The organism is Chryseobacterium sp. ZHDP1, from assembly GCF_018603435.1.
GTDB lineage: Bacteria > Bacteroidota > Bacteroidia > Flavobacteriales > Weeksellaceae > Chryseobacterium > Chryseobacterium indicum.
In genome coordinates, this window is record NZ_CP075682.1 from 2,936,427 (window position 1) to 2,952,559 (window position 16,133).

Sequence of the window (16,133 nt, forward strand, 5' to 3'; positions counted from 1 at the left end):
AACTATCCTCCAATCATTTTCTTAATCGCATTCAGTTTCATCAACGCTTCAATCGGCGTTAATGTATTGATGTCGATTTTTGTTAATTCTTCTTTGATGCTTTCCAGAACGGGATCATCTAACTGAAAAAAAGACAGTTGAATATTTTCTTCCGTAACGCGCTTGATCTTTTCAGAAGAACCTCCGCTTTGGGAACGGCTTGCTTCCAGCGTTTTCAGAATTTCATTGGCTCTGTTCACGACTTTGGAAGGCATTCCCGCCAGTTTCGCCACATGAATACCGAAACTGTGTTCGCTTCCTCCCGGAACCAGCTTTCTTAAAAAGATGATATTTCCTTTATTCTCCTGAATGGAAACGTGGAAATTTTTCACGCGTTCGAAACTTATGGTCATTTCATTCAGCTCGTGATAATGCGTTGCAAACAGTGTTTTTGCCTGAGTCGGATGTTGGTGAAGATATTCCGCAATCGCCCAAGCAATGGAAACTCCGTCATAGGTAGAAGTTCCGCGCCCGATTTCGTCGAGTAAAATTAAACTTCTTTCGGAAATATTATTCAGAATATTCGCTGCCTCGTTCATTTCCACCATGAAAGTTGATTCACCCGCAGAAATATTATCCGTTGCGCCAACTCTTGTAAAAATTTTATCCAAAACCCCGATTTCCGCATGTTTTGCCGGAACAAAACTTCCGATCTGAGCCAATAAACAAACAATTGCAGTCTGACGAAGAATTGCCGATTTACCCGCCATGTTCGGTCCGGTTACCATGATGATCTGCTGAGAGTCTTTGTCTAGGAAAATATCATTCGGAATGTATTTTTCGCCTAAAGGAAGGGCATTTTCTATGATCGGATGCCTTGCTTCTTTTAAATCAATCGCAAAACTTTCATTTAAAACAGGTTTGGTATAACTCTCAGAAACAGCCAGTTCGGATAAACCAACGGCAACATCCAATTGTGCAATAATTTTAGAATTTTCCTGAATCTGATCGATGTGAACCATCGTTTCGGAACATACATTTCGGTACAGTTCGTTTTCTAAAACGCCGATCTTCTCTTCAGCTCCAAGAATCTGATTTTCATATTCTTTCAGTTCTTCTGTAATGTAGCGTTCTGCATTTACCAGCGTCTGTTTTCTCAGCCAGTCATTTGGAACTTTATCTTTATGGGTATTTCGAACCTCAATATAATAACCGAAAACGTTATTAAAATCGATTTTCAGACTCGAAATTCCTGTTCTTTCGATTTCTCTTTGGCACATTTCGTCCAGAAAACCGCGACCTTTGGATTGCAGTCCTCTTAAGCGATCCAGTTCTTCGGAAATTCCTTCTTTAATGACGTTTCCTTTCGATAAATTCACCGGAAGTTCATCATTCAGATGATTTTGAAGGCATTTTATCAATTCATCCTGATCATACAACGGATCCAGCCAAGCCAAAATGTCGGCATGAGGATGAAGCAACGCTTTGATTTTATGGATATTGATTAAGCTCTGGCGAAGATACCCCAGTTCTTTCGGTGAAATTTTTTCCGCTGCCAGTTTTCCCATCAGTCGATCCAGATCAGAAATTGATTTTAATAATTGGGAAATTTCATATTTAAGATGGTCGTTTTCATTTAAAAAATCAATTAAAGACAATCTTCTGTTGATTTCATCCACTGATTTTAACGGTAAGATTATTCTTCGTCTCAACAATCTTCCTCCCATCGGAGTAGAAGTTTTATCGATAATATCTAATAATGATTTTCCCTGCGGATTGCTTGGATACACAATTTCAAGGTTTCTCAGCGTAAAATTATCCATCATCAGAAAGTCTTCCTGCGGAATGATCTGAATTTTGGTGATGTGAGACAGTAAATTATGATGCGTATCTTCCACCAGATAAGCGAAAATCGCTCCTGCTGCGGTAATTGCCAATGGCTGATTTTCCACTCCAAAACCTTTTAACGAATTGGTTTTAAAGTGATTCGTCAGTTTTTCGTAGGCAAAATTATACTGATATGCCCAATCTTCAAGTTTAAAGGCATTTTTATTTTTAATCTGTTCCGGAATCTGCACACTTCTCTGGTAAATGATCTCACTCGGATCAAATGTATTCACAATATGAAGCAGTTTTTCCAGATTTCCTTCACTCACCAGAAATTCCCCTGTAGAAATATCCACTAAAGCAATCCCGAATTTTTCCTTTTCTTTATGAAGGGAAAGAAGAAAATTGTTCTTTTTTGAATTTAGAACCTGATCGTTGAACGTAACTCCCGGTGTTACCAGTTCCGTGACTCCCCTTTTTACGATTCCCTTCACCATTTTCGGATCTTCCAACTGGTCGCAGATCGCAACTCTCATTCCCGCTCTTACGAGTTTTGGCAGGTAAGAATCTACCGAATGGTGCGGAAAACCAGCCAGTTCGATATGACCTTCACCATTGGCTCTTTTCGTTAAAACAATTCCTAAGATCTGTGACGTTCTCACGGCATCCTGCCCGAAAGTTTCATAAAAATCCCCTACTCTGAATAGCAAAAGCGCATCAGGATATTTCGCCTTGATGGTATTGTACTGCGTCATTAACGGGGTTTCTTTCTTCGCTGCCTTTGCCATTACAATCGTTCTTAAATTTGGGTCGGTAAAAATATGAAATAAAATAGTAGAAGGAAAGTCTGAAACTTACAACTTAAAAAAGAAATTTCTTTTATCATTAAGAATGTTTAGCCAAAGCTTCCGAACTTTTCTTATATGCCCACTTCTGTTTGTAATTCACCCACTTTGCTTTGAAAAGCTTCCGCATTAATTTATCGGTATATCGCATGACAAAAACATGATACAACATATTCGCGAAAACATTCGGTTTATTGGGTAATGCACGAAGCGACATTGAAAATCCGGGTTCTAAATATCGGTTAAAATGCCAGAACGCGCCGGGAATAAAAAGCGCATCGCCATGTTCCATGAAAATTTCAAAACCTTTGGCATGTTTCAGGGCGGGAAATTTTTCGTAATCCGGATTTTCGTAATCTATATCATAAATGGTATGAACCGACAAGGGAACTTTGTATAAAAAAGCGGACTGCTTTTGGTCAAATAACAGAATTCTTTTCTTCCCTTCAAAATGAATGTGCAGAAAATCTCCCAAATCTACATCATAATGCATCAGAACATGCGCTTCACTCCCTCCGAAAAATAAGGTTGGAAGACGTTTGAAAAATTTCATTCCCAAATCTGGATACGTAAAGTTTTTCAGCAGTTCCGGAAGCCTGTCTGTAATGATATAAAAGAAAATCCTGAGATCGGAAGGTTTACTTTTTATCGTATCAATATAATTCTTCATTTTCATTCTGGTAACCGGAGCATCGCTGCTTTTATTCGCGTCGGCAGGCTTGTTATCGTACAAAGGAACTTCCTGTTCACCCGCTTTTTCACGGATAAAATCAAAATTCCATTTATCGAAGGCATCCCATCGGCTCGCAAAATTTTTAATCAGAAGCGGTTTATGCTTTTTGAAATAATTTTTCTGAAAATCGTCTTTACTGATGTCGTTAACAATATCTACACTTTCGAGAATCATTTGGTGTGTATTTTTTAATGTGAAATAAAAATAGTGTTTTTCTGAAATTTGGGGAAATTTAAAGACAATATATTGCTACAAGGATTTTTTTTAATTTAATTCTGCTTGAAATTAGCATGATGAAGATTTTATTTTTCAACGCGACATTCGCAAAGATTTTATTTCAATTTTTCATCCATATTTTTTTGATCGCGAAGGCACTTCGTTCAGCAAATGATAGCAAAACAACAATTGTGCGTCTTAAGATTTTAGTTATTGATAAAGTCAGGATAAAATGAAAAAATTATATTTGTAAGACTAAGAGAATCTATGAGAGTTTACAACACCAAACATTTCCTGAAAATCCTTTTCAGCCTTCATAAAAGCGACACTTTAAAAATATTATTTCCAAGCATGATCCTCGTCGGATTGTATTCTTGGGGTGTAGAATATCTTGAAATTGAACATTTCCGGCTTAATTCAAAGTCAGGGATCAGCAACGTGGGTTTAATTCATTCTCTATTAGGTTTTGTACTTTCTTTATTATTGGTTTTCAGAACAAACACGGCTTATGACCGATGGTGGGAAGGCAGAAAACTGTGGGGAAAACTGGTGAATGACACTCGTAATTTTGCCATAAAAGTGAATACTATTTTGGGCGACGACAGACAGAATGCTGAGCAAATTGCAAGATATTTAAAGTTTTTTCCTCACTTTTTAGCAAAACATTTATCTAAAGAATCTACCCGACTGGCTTTGGATGAAGATTATTCCGAAATCGAAAAAGAGCTGAAAAATCATGGACCAAGTGAAATTATCATTCTGATGAGTCACAAATTAAATCAGTTAAAGAAAGAAGGAAAAATCTCGGATATTGAAATGCTGTATCTCGACACCCAGCTTTCCGGTTTTCTGGATGTTTGCGGCGGTTGCGAGAGAATTAAAAATACGCCGATTCCGTATTCTTATTCATCGTTCATCAAAAAGTTTATCATTCTGTATGTTTTCGCACTGCCGATTGCTTATGTCATCAATATCGGAAATTACATTATTCCGCTTACGGTATTCATTTATTATGTTCTGATGAGTCTTGAGCTGATTGCCGAAGAAATTGAAGATCCTTTTAATAATGACGAAAACGATATTCCGATGGAAACCATTGCCCAGAATATTGAGAAAAACGTTCATCAGATCATGGGTACTAAAAAATAACAAAATCCGTTTTTATCTGAAAATCGTAAATATTTATACCTAATTTTGACAAAAAAATAAAATTGGTACAGAAATTAAAACTGGAAGAACTCAACAGAATTGATGTGGAAACCTTTAAATCGGTTGAGAAAATTCCTTTGGTAGTAGTTTTAGACAACATCAGAAGCATGCACAATGTGGGTGCAACGTTCAGGACGGCAGATGCATTTTTAATTCAGAAGATTATCCTTTGCGGAATCACGCCGCAGCCGCCACACCGTGAAATCCACAAAGCCGCTTTGGGAGCTACGGAAAGCGTAGACTGGAGTCATGAAAATGATATAAATGTAACCATTAATGATTTAAAATCTCAGGGATTTGAAGTGGTGGGAATCGAGCAGACGACCAACAGCCAGATGATCACAGATTTCACCATCGATAAAACAAAAAAATACGCGGTGATTTTAGGAAATGAAGTGGAAGGAATAAGCGATGAAGCGTTGCCGAATATTGATTCTTTCCTTGAAATTCCTCAGTTGGGAACCAAACATTCTTTAAATGTAAGCGTTTGCGGAGGAATTGTGATGTGGGAATTTGCAAAGGCTTTAAAATAAAAAAACTGCATATGTCTAAGAGACAGTGCAGTTTGAAATAAATCTAATAAAAAGTAAAAATGAAAGGCGACAAAGGTACTCTTTTTTTTTACACCAACAAATTTTAAAATTATTTTTTTTTATTTTCCTGAAAAAAAGTATCATTTTGAAGAAAAGTTTCGTTTAATTTTTTATAAATTAGCACAATGTTTATCAAGGATTATATCTCAAAAGACTTCCCGTGTTTCAGCCTTTCTGACTCGATAGAATCAGCGAGGGAAATGTTAGAAGCATTTGGATATTCTCATATTTTCATCAAAAAATCCCATCATTTTTACGGTGCGATTGCACAGGATTTCCTGTATGAAGAGGAAGGGACGCTGAAAAACCTCGAACATCAGATCGAGCGTTTTGCCATTCTGGAGGATAACAATATTATGGACAGCATTAGAATATTCTATACCTTTAATTCCAACGTGATTCCTGTTATTAATAAATCCGAGAAATATCTGGGATATATTAGCTGTGAGGATATTTTCCAGGATTTTTCAAAATATCCGCTGTTTTCCGAATCGGGAGCCATTCTTACGGTAGAAACTCCGGCAAGAAAATATTCGATGACGGAGATCGCCAATATTGTAGAAAGCAATAATTCTAAATTTTACGGCGCGTTTATCAGCTTCATGTCGGATGAAGTGATTCAGGTGACGATAAAGATCAGCAATGAAAATCTGAGTTCTATTGATGAAACATTCGACCGATATGATTACCGCATCGTACAGAAGTACTATTCTGATGAAAAATCAGACTTATTGCAGGACAGATTCGGGTTTTTCCAGAAATTCATAGAAATATAAAAACTAATGAAGGCAGCCATTTATTCTCAGAAAAAAGATCTTGATACTTTTTTATATTTAAGCAAATTTATTTCCGAGCTGGAAAGCAGAGGTGTAAAATCTGTTTTGTACGATGAGATGGCTGAAGCGCTTCAGTTTTCAAAGATTTTCGAAACATTTAATAATAAAAAAGACCTTCTGGAGAAAGAAGTTGATCTTTTCTTCACTTTTGGCGGAGACGGAACGATTGTGAATTCTCTCACCTTTATTGAAGATCTTGAAATCCCGATCGTTGGGGTAAATACCGGAAGATTAGGATTTCTTGCAAGTTTTACCAAAGAAGAAGCATTTAAAGAACTGGATTCTATTCTGAAAGGCGATGTTAAAACAAGCCGCCGTTCTGTAATTCAGGTTGTTTCGCCTGTTCTGGAGGATTTTTTCCCGTACGCTTTAAATGACGTTACGGTATCCAGAAAGGAAACCACTTCCATGATTACGGTAGATTCTTATATTAATAATGAATTTCTGAATGTTTTCTGGGGAGACGGTGTTATCGTTTCCACCCCTACCGGTTCTACAGCGTATTCGTTGAGTTGTGGAGGACCGATTATTTCTCCGAACAACGAGAACTTCGTTATCACTCCTATTGCACCGCATAATCTTAATGTAAGACCTTTGGTGGTGAATGACAGCGTGGAAATTAAATTCGGTGTCGAAAGCCGCGTTTCACAATATTCTCTCTCTCTGGATTCCCGGTTGATTCATATTGAAACGGATCAGGAAATCGTGATTAAAAAAGCGGATTTTCAGATATTACTCGTTCAGCCAAATAATTTAAGTTTCTATGAAACCATCCGCCAGAAGCTACTTTGGGGAAGAGATAAAAGAAATTAAGAATATTTTAAAAATTATTACCTTTACAGGAATTTAAAAACACCCTAATAATTTATATTAAAAAGCAAAACATGAGCAGAATTTTCCCGGCAGGAGTTGCCACAGGTCAATTAGTTACTGATATTTTTCAGCATGCTAAAGAAAACAAATTTGCATTACCAGCAGTAAACGTAATTGGTTCCAGCAACGTAAACGCGGTTTTGGAAACTGCAGCAAAACTAAACTCACCTGTTATCATTCAGTTCTCTAACGGAGGTGCTGCTTATAACGCAGGAAAAGGGTTAAGCAACGACGGCCAGAAAGCAGCTATTTTAGGAGCTGTAGCCGGAGCAAAACATATCCATACCCTTGCAGAAGCTTACGGAGCAACGGTAATCCTTCACACAGACCATGCTGCAAAAAAATTATTGCCTTGGATCGACGGATTAATGGATGCTAACGAAGAATTCTACAAGCAGACAGGAAAATCTCTGTATTCTTCTCACATGTTGGATCTTTCTGAAGAATCTTTAGAAGAAAATCTAGAAATCTCCGCTCAGTATTTCGAAAGAATGGCTAAACTTCAAATGACTTTAGAAGTAGAAATCGGAGTTACAGGAGGTGAAGAAGACGGTGTAGATAATTCGGATGTAGACAATTCTAAATTATATACACAGCCGGAAGATATCGCTTACACTTATGAAAAGTTAAAAGCTGTTTCCGACAACTTCACGATTGCAGCAGCTTTCGGAAATGTACACGGAGTGTATAAGCCAGGAAATGTGGTTCTTACACCAAAAATCCTTGATAATTCTCAGAAATATGTTCAGGAGAAATTCGGAACTGCTGAAAAGCCTATTAATTTCGTATTCCACGGAGGTTCCGGATCTACTCTGGAAGAAATCAGAGAAGCGATTGATTACGGGGTAATTAAAATGAATATTGATACTGACCTTCAGTTTGCTTACACAGAAGGAATCAGAGATTATATGGTAAACAATATCGATTATTTAAGAACTCAGATCGGAAACCCTGAAGGAGAAGAAAAACCGAACAAAAAATTCTATGACCCAAGAGTTTGGGTAAGAAAAGGTGAGGAAACTTTCACTAAGAGACTGGTTCAGGCATTTGAAGATTTAAATAACGTAAATACGCTAAAATAAAAATCATTAATGATAAATGATGATTGATAATTGATTTCTATTAAACAGTTTTTTCATCATTTATCGTTTATTTTTCATCAATTATATAAACAATATGGCATTCGAGTGGTTTAAAAGAAAAGCACAAAATATTACGACATCTACTGATGAGAAAAAAGACGTTCCCAAAGGTCTTTGGCATCAGACTCCATCAGGAAAAGTGGTGGAGCATGACGAATTGAAGAGAAATAACTATGTTTCTCCGGAAGACGGTTTCCATGTAAGAATAGGAAGTGCAGAATTTTTTGATATCCTTTTCGATGAAGGCAAATTCACGGAACTGGATGCCAATGTTGAAAGTATTGACATTCTGAACTTTAAAGATACTAAATCTTACACAGACCGTCTGAAAGAAGTAAAAGCTAAAACTAAACTTACCGATTCCATCAGAAACGCAGTAGGAACTGTAAAAGGTACTGAAATGGTGGTTTCCTGTATGGATTTTGCTTTCATCGGTGGATCTTTAGGTTCCGTAATGGGAGAAAAAATCAGAAGAGCGATCGATTACTGTATCGAGAAAAAACTTCCTTATATGATTATCTGCCAATCCGGTGGCGCGAGAATGCAGGAAGCAACGTATTCTTTGATGCAGTTGGCTAAGGTACAGGCTAAACTGGCTCAGCTTTCAGAAGCGGGACTTTTATACATCGCTTACCTTTGTGATCCTACTTTTGGCGGAATTACAGCTTCTTTCGCAATGACAGCAGATATTATTATGGCTGAACCGGGAGCTTTAATCGGTTTCGCAGGACCAAGAGTTATCCGTGAAACCATCGGAAGAGATTTGCCGGAAGGTTTCCAGACTTCAGAATTCCTTCAGGAAAAAGGTTTTGTAGATTTTATCGTTAAAAGAACAGAAATCCGAGATACTGTTGCTAAAACAGTGAATTTATTAGCTGTAAAAGCATAATAATTGTAACAAAATAACATAATCTCTCTCTAATTAGGGAGAGATTTTTATTTATGAGAACTTTCAAGATATTTTTCAGTACCATCCGAAGTATGAGTTTTAAAAAGATTATCCGTCTTTTAACGCTTGTTCTTCCTCATCCTGTTTTCTCATTGCTCAGTTTTCATGCCACCGTTCAGGCATATACGATTGCTCAGAAAAAATTCCCTAAAACTGCATCTACCAATGGTGTGGGAAATGCATTCAGACACGCTCTTTGGTGCTGTTTTATTGCGATGTACTGCTCCAAAGTCTCTTCGCCTCAGAAAGCGCTGAAATTCTGTAAAAGAATCACCGATATGCACGAAGAATTATTCCCGAACAAACCTCTGGAAACCAAAATGGATCTTCACAACAATAAATTCGGAATGGATTACTTTAAAGAGCTGCTTCCGGGAGTTCACCGCCAGTTTTTCGAGAAAAGTTTTTTCATTGAAGGCTTAGAAAAGAAAATGAAAGATGCTAAAGTTCTGAAAAATCTGGATGATGATTTTGAGGGGTTTCTGGTTTATCTGGATTGATATGATTATATTGTATTAGTTTTTAAAACGAAATAATTTCGTCTTTAAATATTAATTTAAACTAATACACCATGAACGAAAGATACTCAAGAAACCGACTTTATGTAAATAATAGCGAACAAAGTATTATTAAAAATTATCCTATTCTTCTCGCAGGATGCGGAATTGGGAGCAATATTGCAGAATGCGCTTTACGTTTTGGCTTTGAAAATATAACCCTTATTGACGGGGATATAGTCGAAAGATCTAATCTTAACCGACAGAATTTCACCGAAAAAAATTTACACCAAAATAAAGCACAAACTCTTGATAAACGGTTAAAAGAAATTAATCCGGAAGCGGACATCAAATATATAAGTGACTTTATTGATCATAATAACGTTAATAAAATCCTAAAAAATATAAAGGTTGCTTTTAATGCATTAGACTTTACTTCAGACATTCCTATTGTTTTTGATGAAATAGCACAAAAAAAAGGAATTCCCGTCATTCATCCTTATAATTTAGGTTGGGCAGGCTTAGTAACCGCAATACACCCAAATGGACAAAATTTTCAAATTTTGGGTCACAATAAACAATTGAATGAATTAAAAGTTGTAGATTTTGTTATGGAAGAATTAGCTCAAAAAGAAAAAGAAGTATCATGGCTTGCTAAAATAGTAAATGATTATAAAAATGAACAAGAAACTCTTCCTCCTCCTCAACTATCAATAGGTTCATGGCTCGTTGCCGGGATGTGTACTACCCTTTTGTATAAAATAGCAACTGAGAAAAAAAGCAGGTATTTTCCAGAATTTTACTTTAAAACTATTGCAGATTAGCTAAATAAGCTTGTTATTGGTTGCATAAGCCAAAGCTTCTGTAATATTTTGTACATTAATTTTATCAAATAGCTTTCTGCGATGAAATTTTATTGTATCTGCTGTAAGATACATTTTTTCTGCTATTTCATTAATGGTAAGACCCTGCGCATAAAGAAGCAAAATTTCTGTTTCTCTGTCTGAGAGTTTTATCTTCTTACTTTTTTCCCATTTATTTGACGATAGCTGGAATAACCAGATATCATCACTTCCATCTTTAAAAATCTGAATATTTCCTGACGTATTATTTTGCGAAAGAGAGACAATACACATTGCTTTCCATATCTTTCCTTCTTTATTAAGAAATAGAGGTGTAAGCTTATGATTAATCAGTATACTTTTTCCTGAATCTTTTACCAGATGGAAATCATAAGAAATTGTATAAAGTTTTCTTTCTTCAACAGGAATATTTTCATAAAAATTAAATCCTACTTCATTAATTTTCAGTAACAACTGGAGATCATCTTTTTTTACATGCTTAAAATAAAAGGCATAACCCAACTCTTTTACTTCGTCAGGAGTATGACCGCATAAGAAAAGAGGGTTATCCGAAACATAATCAAAACTTTTTTTCTGATAATCTATTATATAAAGACTTTTATAGGTAATTCGGGCAAATGCTTTTACAGGTTCCAGATAATCAAAAGTCTGTAGAAGTTCATTCTGCGAAAGATTATTCACAGTATTTCTATCAGAAAAGAACTGGTTGATTTCATCCATACAATATTTTTATATACAAAGCACACTACACTCGAGTGTAGTTTTATGTTTTTGATAACAAATCTACACAAAAGTGTAGTAATGTCCCATAAAAATCAAAATAAATTTAATCAAAAATCACTAAACCATGAAAACTATTAAATTTTCAGTCTTAGAAAAGTCCGAATTGAGGAAGCTTGCAGAATTTGTTGTACAGGAAAATTTCTCACACCACAATGAAAATTTTTGTCATGATCCAAGTTTTATTAGAAAGGAAATTGAATATGTTCTGAATGAAGAAAAAAGTTTTTCCAATTCAAGAATAATTGTTGCACAAAATAATAATCAAATCATTGGGTCCATAAGAACTTTAAAATGGAACATGAAAGATATATTGCCTATTGAAAAAATGTTTTCTGTTAAGTTAAGCAGTTTTCTCGATAGTGAGCAGTACAATATTTGGCATATCGGAAGGTTTGCAATTAAAAAGGGGCGTAAAGAAGGTGGAATCAATTTATTTAAAACATTAATGACTTTCGCCATTCAGGATGTATGCAGTGAAGAAAATACATTAGCCATTGCTGAATGTGATGCTAAACTTTTAAAAATTTTAAAAATTTTAGGTATAAATGCTCATCCTATTACTAATTCTATTCACTATTTAGGCTCTGAAACCATTCCAATTATTTTAGAACATGAAAGTCTAAAGAACTTTCTTAAAAAAAATATTTATCTAGTAAAAAATTATGACTTGGATATTCTACACAGAAGTGTAGTATTTGCAGACTCTATTAAAAACTACACTTTTGTGTAGCTAATAAAAAAAATTGGCTCATTATCTTTGATATTAACCATGAAAAACATATTATTTTTTTTAACATTTATTTTCTTCGGAATTTTTATAAAAAGCCAGACAATTAGCGGCATAGTTGTCAATTCCCAAAATCAGGGAATTGCATACGCAGAAATATCCTTAATAAAAGAAAATATAAAAAAGAATACAATAAGTAATAGTAACGGAAATTATGAAATATCTGTTCCAGAGAAGGGCACTTATAAATTATCAGTAGTAAAGGACGGAGAAGTAATTATAAAAAAAGAGATTAGTATTACAGAAAATAAAACCGAAAATTTGATTTCAGAACTAAAAGAATCGCAAATACAGGGCGTAAGTATTGCTAGTAAAAAGAAATTAATTGAAAGAAAAATAGACAGATTGGTTTTTAATGTAGAAAATTCTATATCCGCAAGCGGTGGTGACGCCTTGGAAACTATGGGAATTATTCCTGGTGTAAAAGTAGTTAATGACCAGATAGGCATTATTGGCAAAAGCAAGGTTTCTATCATGGTAAATGACAGGCTTATCCAGCTTTCGGAAAATGATCTTCTGAGCTTTCTGAGAAGTATTAAATCTGAAGACATTAAAAATATTGAAGTAATTACAAATCCTCCATCAAAGTATGATTCGGAAGGAAACAGTGGTCTCATTAATATCAAACTAAAAAAAGCAAAGGAGAATTATCTTAGTGGAAACCTTAAAACCAGCTATACCCAAGCTACCTATTCTATAGGAAATTATGGCGCAGGACTTAATTATCAAAAGAAAAAAGTTACCCTCACTACAAATTTTGATTATGAAAACGGAAGTACAGCACCTTATCAGGAGTATACACTTTATTATCCGAACTATACATGGTTTGAAACTAATAAATCAAGAAGTTTTAGAGATAATTTAAGTGGCCGGTTTTCCTTGGATTATGAGATAAGCAAAAAAACGACTATTGGGATACAGTATTTAGGAGGTATAAATAATCCTATTAGAAAAGGGGACAATTCTTCTCAAATAAGCTCTAAGAAAGGATTAGACTCCCTGATAATTACTCCTTCAGATTTACGCGTGAGAAAAAATAATCATGCAGTTAATCTTCATACTATTACAAAACTAGATAGTATTGGCAAAAAGATATCTTTTGATGTAGATTATTTTACGTTTAATTCTAATGCAGATAATCAGTTTTCTACATCGTCGTATTTACCGGGTGATTATAATGCTAAGACATTTCTTTCGGCAAATAATTTAAGTAGCCAAGATATTAAAATTTATTCTTCAAAAGCTGATATAGAATTTCCGTTAAAATGGGCAACTCTATCTTTTGGAGCGAAAGTTTCATTTATTAATAATAAAAGTGATGTTTTATATTTTAATACAACAAACGGAAATCCTTTTTTAGACTTTGGTAAAAGCAATACTTTTGATTATAAGGAAAATACGCAGGCAATATATTTATCTGGAAGTAAAAAACTATCAAAAAAATGGGAAACGCAGCTTGGTTTTAGACTAGAAAACACACAAACAAAAGGCTATTCTGAAACATTAGACCAAACAAATAAAAATAATTATACTAAACTGTTTCCCACTTTATATATTAATTATTTAATGAATGAAAATAGTGTATTTGGGTTTAATTATAACAGAAGGATTGACCGCCCAACTTATTCTGATCTGAATCCTTTCAGATTTTATACTACAAAATATAATTATGGAGAGGGAAATCCTTTTTTACAACCTTATTTTACAGATAACTTTGAAATATCATACAGCTATAAAAACAATTATGCTTCGGCATATTTAAGCTATATCAATAATGGTTTTGATCAGGTTACATATGTTTCGGCAGATAATCCCGTTCAGGCGATCATACCGAGTAACTTTTATAAGCAGATAAATCTGGGAATACTGGAAAGTTATCTTTTCAATAAATGGAAATGGTGGGAAAGTAATAATCAGGCAAATATTTTCTATACAAAAACAATGTCAGATATTCCCAATACCCTGACAGACCTTTCAGGATGGAGCGCATCAGTAAGCTCTAACAACAGCTTCACTTTGAACTCCGCAAAAACATTAAAAGCAGAACTTGGTTTTAACTACCAGTCTCCTTCAATTGCGAACAGCTATAAAATGTCATCTTTTTATTATTTCAATACTGGATTAAAATTGTCACTTCTGGAAAAAAAACTGCAGATAGCTTTAAACATAATGGATATTTTTCGAACCTATAAAATGACATTTACACAGGTTGTAAATGGTATAAAACAGGAAAACTTTGATTATCGTGATACTCAAAAAATAAGAATCTCCGTAAATTGGAATTTTGGAAAAACACTAAAAATACAATCCAGAAAACTAAGTAACGAAGAAGAGAAAAAGAGAGCCAATTAAAAAGATTTGATTGTAGTTCTTCATATAGTGTACAATGTATGAAAACTACAAATAAATATCCCGCTTGCAAGCAAGAGTGAAAATCTAGGAATTATACTCTTTAAACTATGATTCTACTGTTTAACCTAAAAACTATTTAACATGTTTACATTCAACAAAAAAGAAACTAAGAACTTAGCAAAAAATTCTGGTTTAATTAAGAACAATGTTCTAAAAAAAGCTGTTTTACAATTGGATTCTGAAAACAGGATGGGAGCTGCAGGACCGGTAGTAATCGGTTATTCTGAAGTGGTTTATGATAGAATTATCCACGAGAGAACTATTAAAACTTTCTTCTAATAGATATGAGAAGGATATGCTTCTTATGTATATCCTTCTCTTCTTTTTTATTCTTAAAAACCTAGTAACCAATGAATATAGAAGCACTTGTAGTAAAAGTAGCGGGAAGATGCAATATCAACTGTACATACTGCTATATGTATAATCACGCAGACCAATCTTATAAACTTCAGCCAAAATTTATGTCTAAGGAAACGATTCTGGCTCTCAAGGAAAAGATAAAAAATCATTGCCATAAGCACTCATTAAAAAAATTCTTTGTTGTGTTACATGGCGGAGAGCCTCTATTAATGAACATAAAGGATATTACCTTTTTTCTTCAGACGCTACATTCTTTACATAATGATGATATAGAAATCCTATTTGCTATGCAGACTAATGGAATGCTTTTAAGCAAAGAACACTGTGAGTTATTTAGCAAATATCGTGTTGGGATTGGAGTAAGTTTAGACGGAGGAAAAGAAGTTAATGATAAATTCAGGATTGATAAAAAGGGAAAAGGTACATTTGACAGAGTGAAGAAGGGAATGGATGTTGCCAATAAATATTTAGATTACAAATTAGGCTGTTTATCTGTTATTAATTTCATGTCTTCTCCAGTTGAACTTTATGAAACATATAGAAATTTAGGTTTTTCTATTATCAATCTTCTTTTACTGGATGAAAACTATGATAGTATAGATCAGGTTCCCAAACTTAAAAATGCAGAATGGCTGATAGAATTATTTGACTATTGGTATAACCTCAAAGATGATGAAAACAAAGTTTCTGTAATAAAATTTGAAGATTATATTAATTACATCTTCGGATCAGAAAACGGTACTGAAAGTTCAGGAAAGGGATATAACAAATTGGCTGTTATTGAAACTAATGGAGATATAGAGTCTTTAGATGTATTAAAAATATGTGGCGAAAGCTTTACGAAACATAAATTTAACCTCCACACGAACGAATTCGACGATATTTTCCAAAGCGATCTTATTGACGTATATTATAATAGTAAGCAGATGTTACCAAAAAAATGCTTGGCTTGCCCCATTCATGAAGTTTGTGGCGGAGGATATTTACCTCATCGCTACAGCTCTAAAAACGGATTTAATAATCCTTCTATATATTGTAATGATCTTCTAATGCTTATTACACATATTCAGAATAAAGTTATAGATTCATTACCTGAAGATCTTATAAAAGAAACAGGTATTCAGAAACTTACCTATGAAGAAGCCTTAAAAATAATCGATGAAAAACTTCCTACTATTCAGGAACCATCTTACGTGAAAAAACTGGAAAGTTTTGCCATGAATTAATCA

Annotated in this window: 15 protein-coding genes; 12 read left to right on the forward strand and 3 right to left on the reverse strand. The window is 34.4% G+C overall.

All coding sequences use genetic code 11. The features are described from left to right. Positions 1–2: 2 nt before the first annotated feature. Positions 3–2,594 carry a DNA mismatch repair protein MutS gene (mutS, locus tag KKI44_RS13270; protein ID WP_214587714.1) on the reverse strand — a complete coding sequence of 864 codons (2,592 nt, stop codon included), beginning with the start codon at positions 2,592–2,594 and terminating at the stop codon, positions 3–5. Positions 2,595–2,691: 97 nt separating this feature from the next. Next, positions 2,692–3,558: a cupin-like domain-containing protein gene (locus KKI44_RS13275; protein WP_214587715.1), complete on the reverse strand. Its 867-nt coding sequence runs from the start codon at positions 3,556–3,558 to the stop codon at positions 2,692–2,694. 309 nt (positions 3,559–3,867) lie between these two features. Here KKI44_RS13275 and KKI44_RS13280 point away from each other — a divergent pair, with 309 nt between their 5' ends. The 8 genes from KKI44_RS13280 to KKI44_RS13315 all read left to right on the forward strand — a co-directional run bounded on the left by KKI44_RS13280 (position 3,868) and on the right by KKI44_RS13315 (position 10,523). Then, complete coding sequence (locus KKI44_RS13280; protein ID WP_087711950.1) at positions 3,868–4,749, forward strand: bestrophin family protein; 882 nt, start codon at positions 3,868–3,870, stop codon at positions 4,747–4,749. 62 nt (positions 4,750–4,811) lie between these two features. Then, complete coding sequence (locus KKI44_RS13285) at positions 4,812–5,342, forward strand: RNA methyltransferase (RefSeq protein WP_214587716.1); 531 nt, start codon at positions 4,812–4,814, stop codon at positions 5,340–5,342. Between the two features lie 260 nt (positions 5,343–5,602). Further along, complete coding sequence (locus KKI44_RS13290; RefSeq protein ID WP_228408181.1) at positions 5,603–6,178, forward strand: CBS domain-containing protein; 576 nt, start codon at positions 5,603–5,605, stop codon at positions 6,176–6,178. Between the two features lie 6 nt (positions 6,179–6,184). Beyond that, positions 6,185–7,051, forward strand: a complete 867-nt coding sequence (locus KKI44_RS13295; RefSeq protein WP_087711954.1) for an NAD kinase — start codon at positions 6,185–6,187, stop codon at positions 7,049–7,051. Positions 7,052–7,122: 71 nt separating this feature from the next. Next, positions 7,123–8,193: a class II fructose-bisphosphate aldolase gene (fbaA, locus tag KKI44_RS13300; RefSeq protein WP_214587717.1), complete on the forward strand. Its 1,071-nt coding sequence runs from the start codon at positions 7,123–7,125 to the stop codon at positions 8,191–8,193. 94 nt (positions 8,194–8,287) lie between these two features. After that, on the forward strand, positions 8,288–9,142 hold the full coding sequence (accD, locus tag KKI44_RS13305; RefSeq protein ID WP_116099254.1) for an acetyl-CoA carboxylase, carboxyltransferase subunit beta: 855 nt from the start codon (positions 8,288–8,290) through the stop codon (positions 9,140–9,142). A gap of 53 nt (positions 9,143–9,195) precedes the next feature. Next, positions 9,196–9,702 (forward strand): DUF6973 domain-containing protein, encoded by a 507-nt coding sequence (locus tag KKI44_RS13310; RefSeq protein WP_214587718.1) that lies wholly within the window; start codon positions 9,196–9,198, stop codon positions 9,700–9,702. A gap of 71 nt (positions 9,703–9,773) precedes the next feature. Beyond that, positions 9,774–10,523 carry a ThiF family adenylyltransferase gene (locus KKI44_RS13315; protein ID WP_214587719.1) on the forward strand — a complete coding sequence of 250 codons (750 nt, stop codon included), beginning with the start codon at positions 9,774–9,776 and terminating at the stop codon, positions 10,521–10,523. Here KKI44_RS13315 and KKI44_RS13320 read toward each other — a convergent pair whose 3' ends face one another. After that, complete coding sequence (locus tag KKI44_RS13320) at positions 10,524–11,282, reverse strand: response regulator transcription factor (RefSeq protein ID WP_214587720.1); 759 nt, start codon at positions 11,280–11,282, stop codon at positions 10,524–10,526. It lies immediately after the preceding gene. Positions 11,283–11,409: 127 nt separating this feature from the next. Between KKI44_RS13320 and KKI44_RS13325 the strand changes: the two genes are divergently transcribed. From KKI44_RS13325 to KKI44_RS13340, 4 genes are all read left to right on the forward strand, one after another. After that, positions 11,410–12,075, forward strand: coding sequence for an N-acyl amino acid synthase FeeM domain-containing protein (locus KKI44_RS13325; RefSeq protein ID WP_214587721.1), 666 nt, complete (start codon positions 11,410–11,412; stop codon positions 12,073–12,075). 39 nt (positions 12,076–12,114) lie between these two features. After that, positions 12,115–14,484: an outer membrane beta-barrel family protein gene (locus KKI44_RS13330; protein ID WP_214587722.1), complete on the forward strand. Its 2,370-nt coding sequence runs from the start codon at positions 12,115–12,117 to the stop codon at positions 14,482–14,484. 141 nt (positions 14,485–14,625) lie between these two features. Next, the gene (locus KKI44_RS13335; protein ID WP_116099260.1) at positions 14,626–14,823 is read left to right on the forward strand and encodes a hypothetical protein; all 198 of its coding nucleotides are present in this window, start codon (positions 14,626–14,628) and stop codon (positions 14,821–14,823) included. A gap of 71 nt (positions 14,824–14,894) precedes the next feature. After that, a complete protein-coding gene (locus KKI44_RS13340) occupies positions 14,895–16,130 on the forward strand; it encodes a radical SAM protein (RefSeq protein ID WP_214587723.1) in 1,236 nt (411 codons plus the stop codon). The last annotated feature ends 3 nt before the right edge of the window (positions 16,131–16,133 follow it).

Excerpts from the sequence above, each read along its gene's own strand:
- mutS (WP_214587714.1), bottom strand. The coding sequence starts at position 2,594 with ATGGCAAAGGCAGCGAAGAAAGAAACCCCGTTAATGACGCAGTACAAT.
- KKI44_RS13275 (WP_214587715.1), bottom strand. The coding sequence starts at position 3,558 with ATGATTCTCGAAAGTGTAGATATTGTTAACGACATCAGTAAAGACGAT.
- KKI44_RS13280 (WP_087711950.1), top strand. The coding sequence starts at position 3,868 with ATGAGAGTTTACAACACCAAACATTTCCTGAAAATCCTTTTCAGCCTT.
- KKI44_RS13290 (WP_228408181.1), top strand. The coding sequence starts at position 5,603 with ATGTTAGAAGCATTTGGATATTCTCATATTTTCATCAAAAAATCCCAT.
- KKI44_RS13295 (WP_087711954.1), top strand. The coding sequence starts at position 6,185 with ATGAAGGCAGCCATTTATTCTCAGAAAAAAGATCTTGATACTTTTTTA.
- fbaA (WP_214587717.1), top strand. The coding sequence starts at position 7,123 with ATGAGCAGAATTTTCCCGGCAGGAGTTGCCACAGGTCAATTAGTTACT.
- accD (WP_116099254.1), top strand. The coding sequence starts at position 8,288 with ATGGCATTCGAGTGGTTTAAAAGAAAAGCACAAAATATTACGACATCT.
- KKI44_RS13310 (WP_214587718.1), top strand. The coding sequence starts at position 9,196 with ATGAGAACTTTCAAGATATTTTTCAGTACCATCCGAAGTATGAGTTTT.
- KKI44_RS13315 (WP_214587719.1), top strand. The coding sequence starts at position 9,774 with ATGAACGAAAGATACTCAAGAAACCGACTTTATGTAAATAATAGCGAA.
- KKI44_RS13320 (WP_214587720.1), bottom strand. The coding sequence starts at position 11,282 with ATGGATGAAATCAACCAGTTCTTTTCTGATAGAAATACTGTGAATAAT.
- KKI44_RS13325 (WP_214587721.1), top strand. The coding sequence starts at position 11,410 with ATGAAAACTATTAAATTTTCAGTCTTAGAAAAGTCCGAATTGAGGAAG.
- KKI44_RS13330 (WP_214587722.1), top strand. The coding sequence starts at position 12,115 with ATGAAAAACATATTATTTTTTTTAACATTTATTTTCTTCGGAATTTTT.
- KKI44_RS13335 (WP_116099260.1), top strand. The coding sequence starts at position 14,626 with ATGTTTACATTCAACAAAAAAGAAACTAAGAACTTAGCAAAAAATTCT.
- KKI44_RS13340 (WP_214587723.1), top strand. The coding sequence starts at position 14,895 with ATGAATATAGAAGCACTTGTAGTAAAAGTAGCGGGAAGATGCAATATC.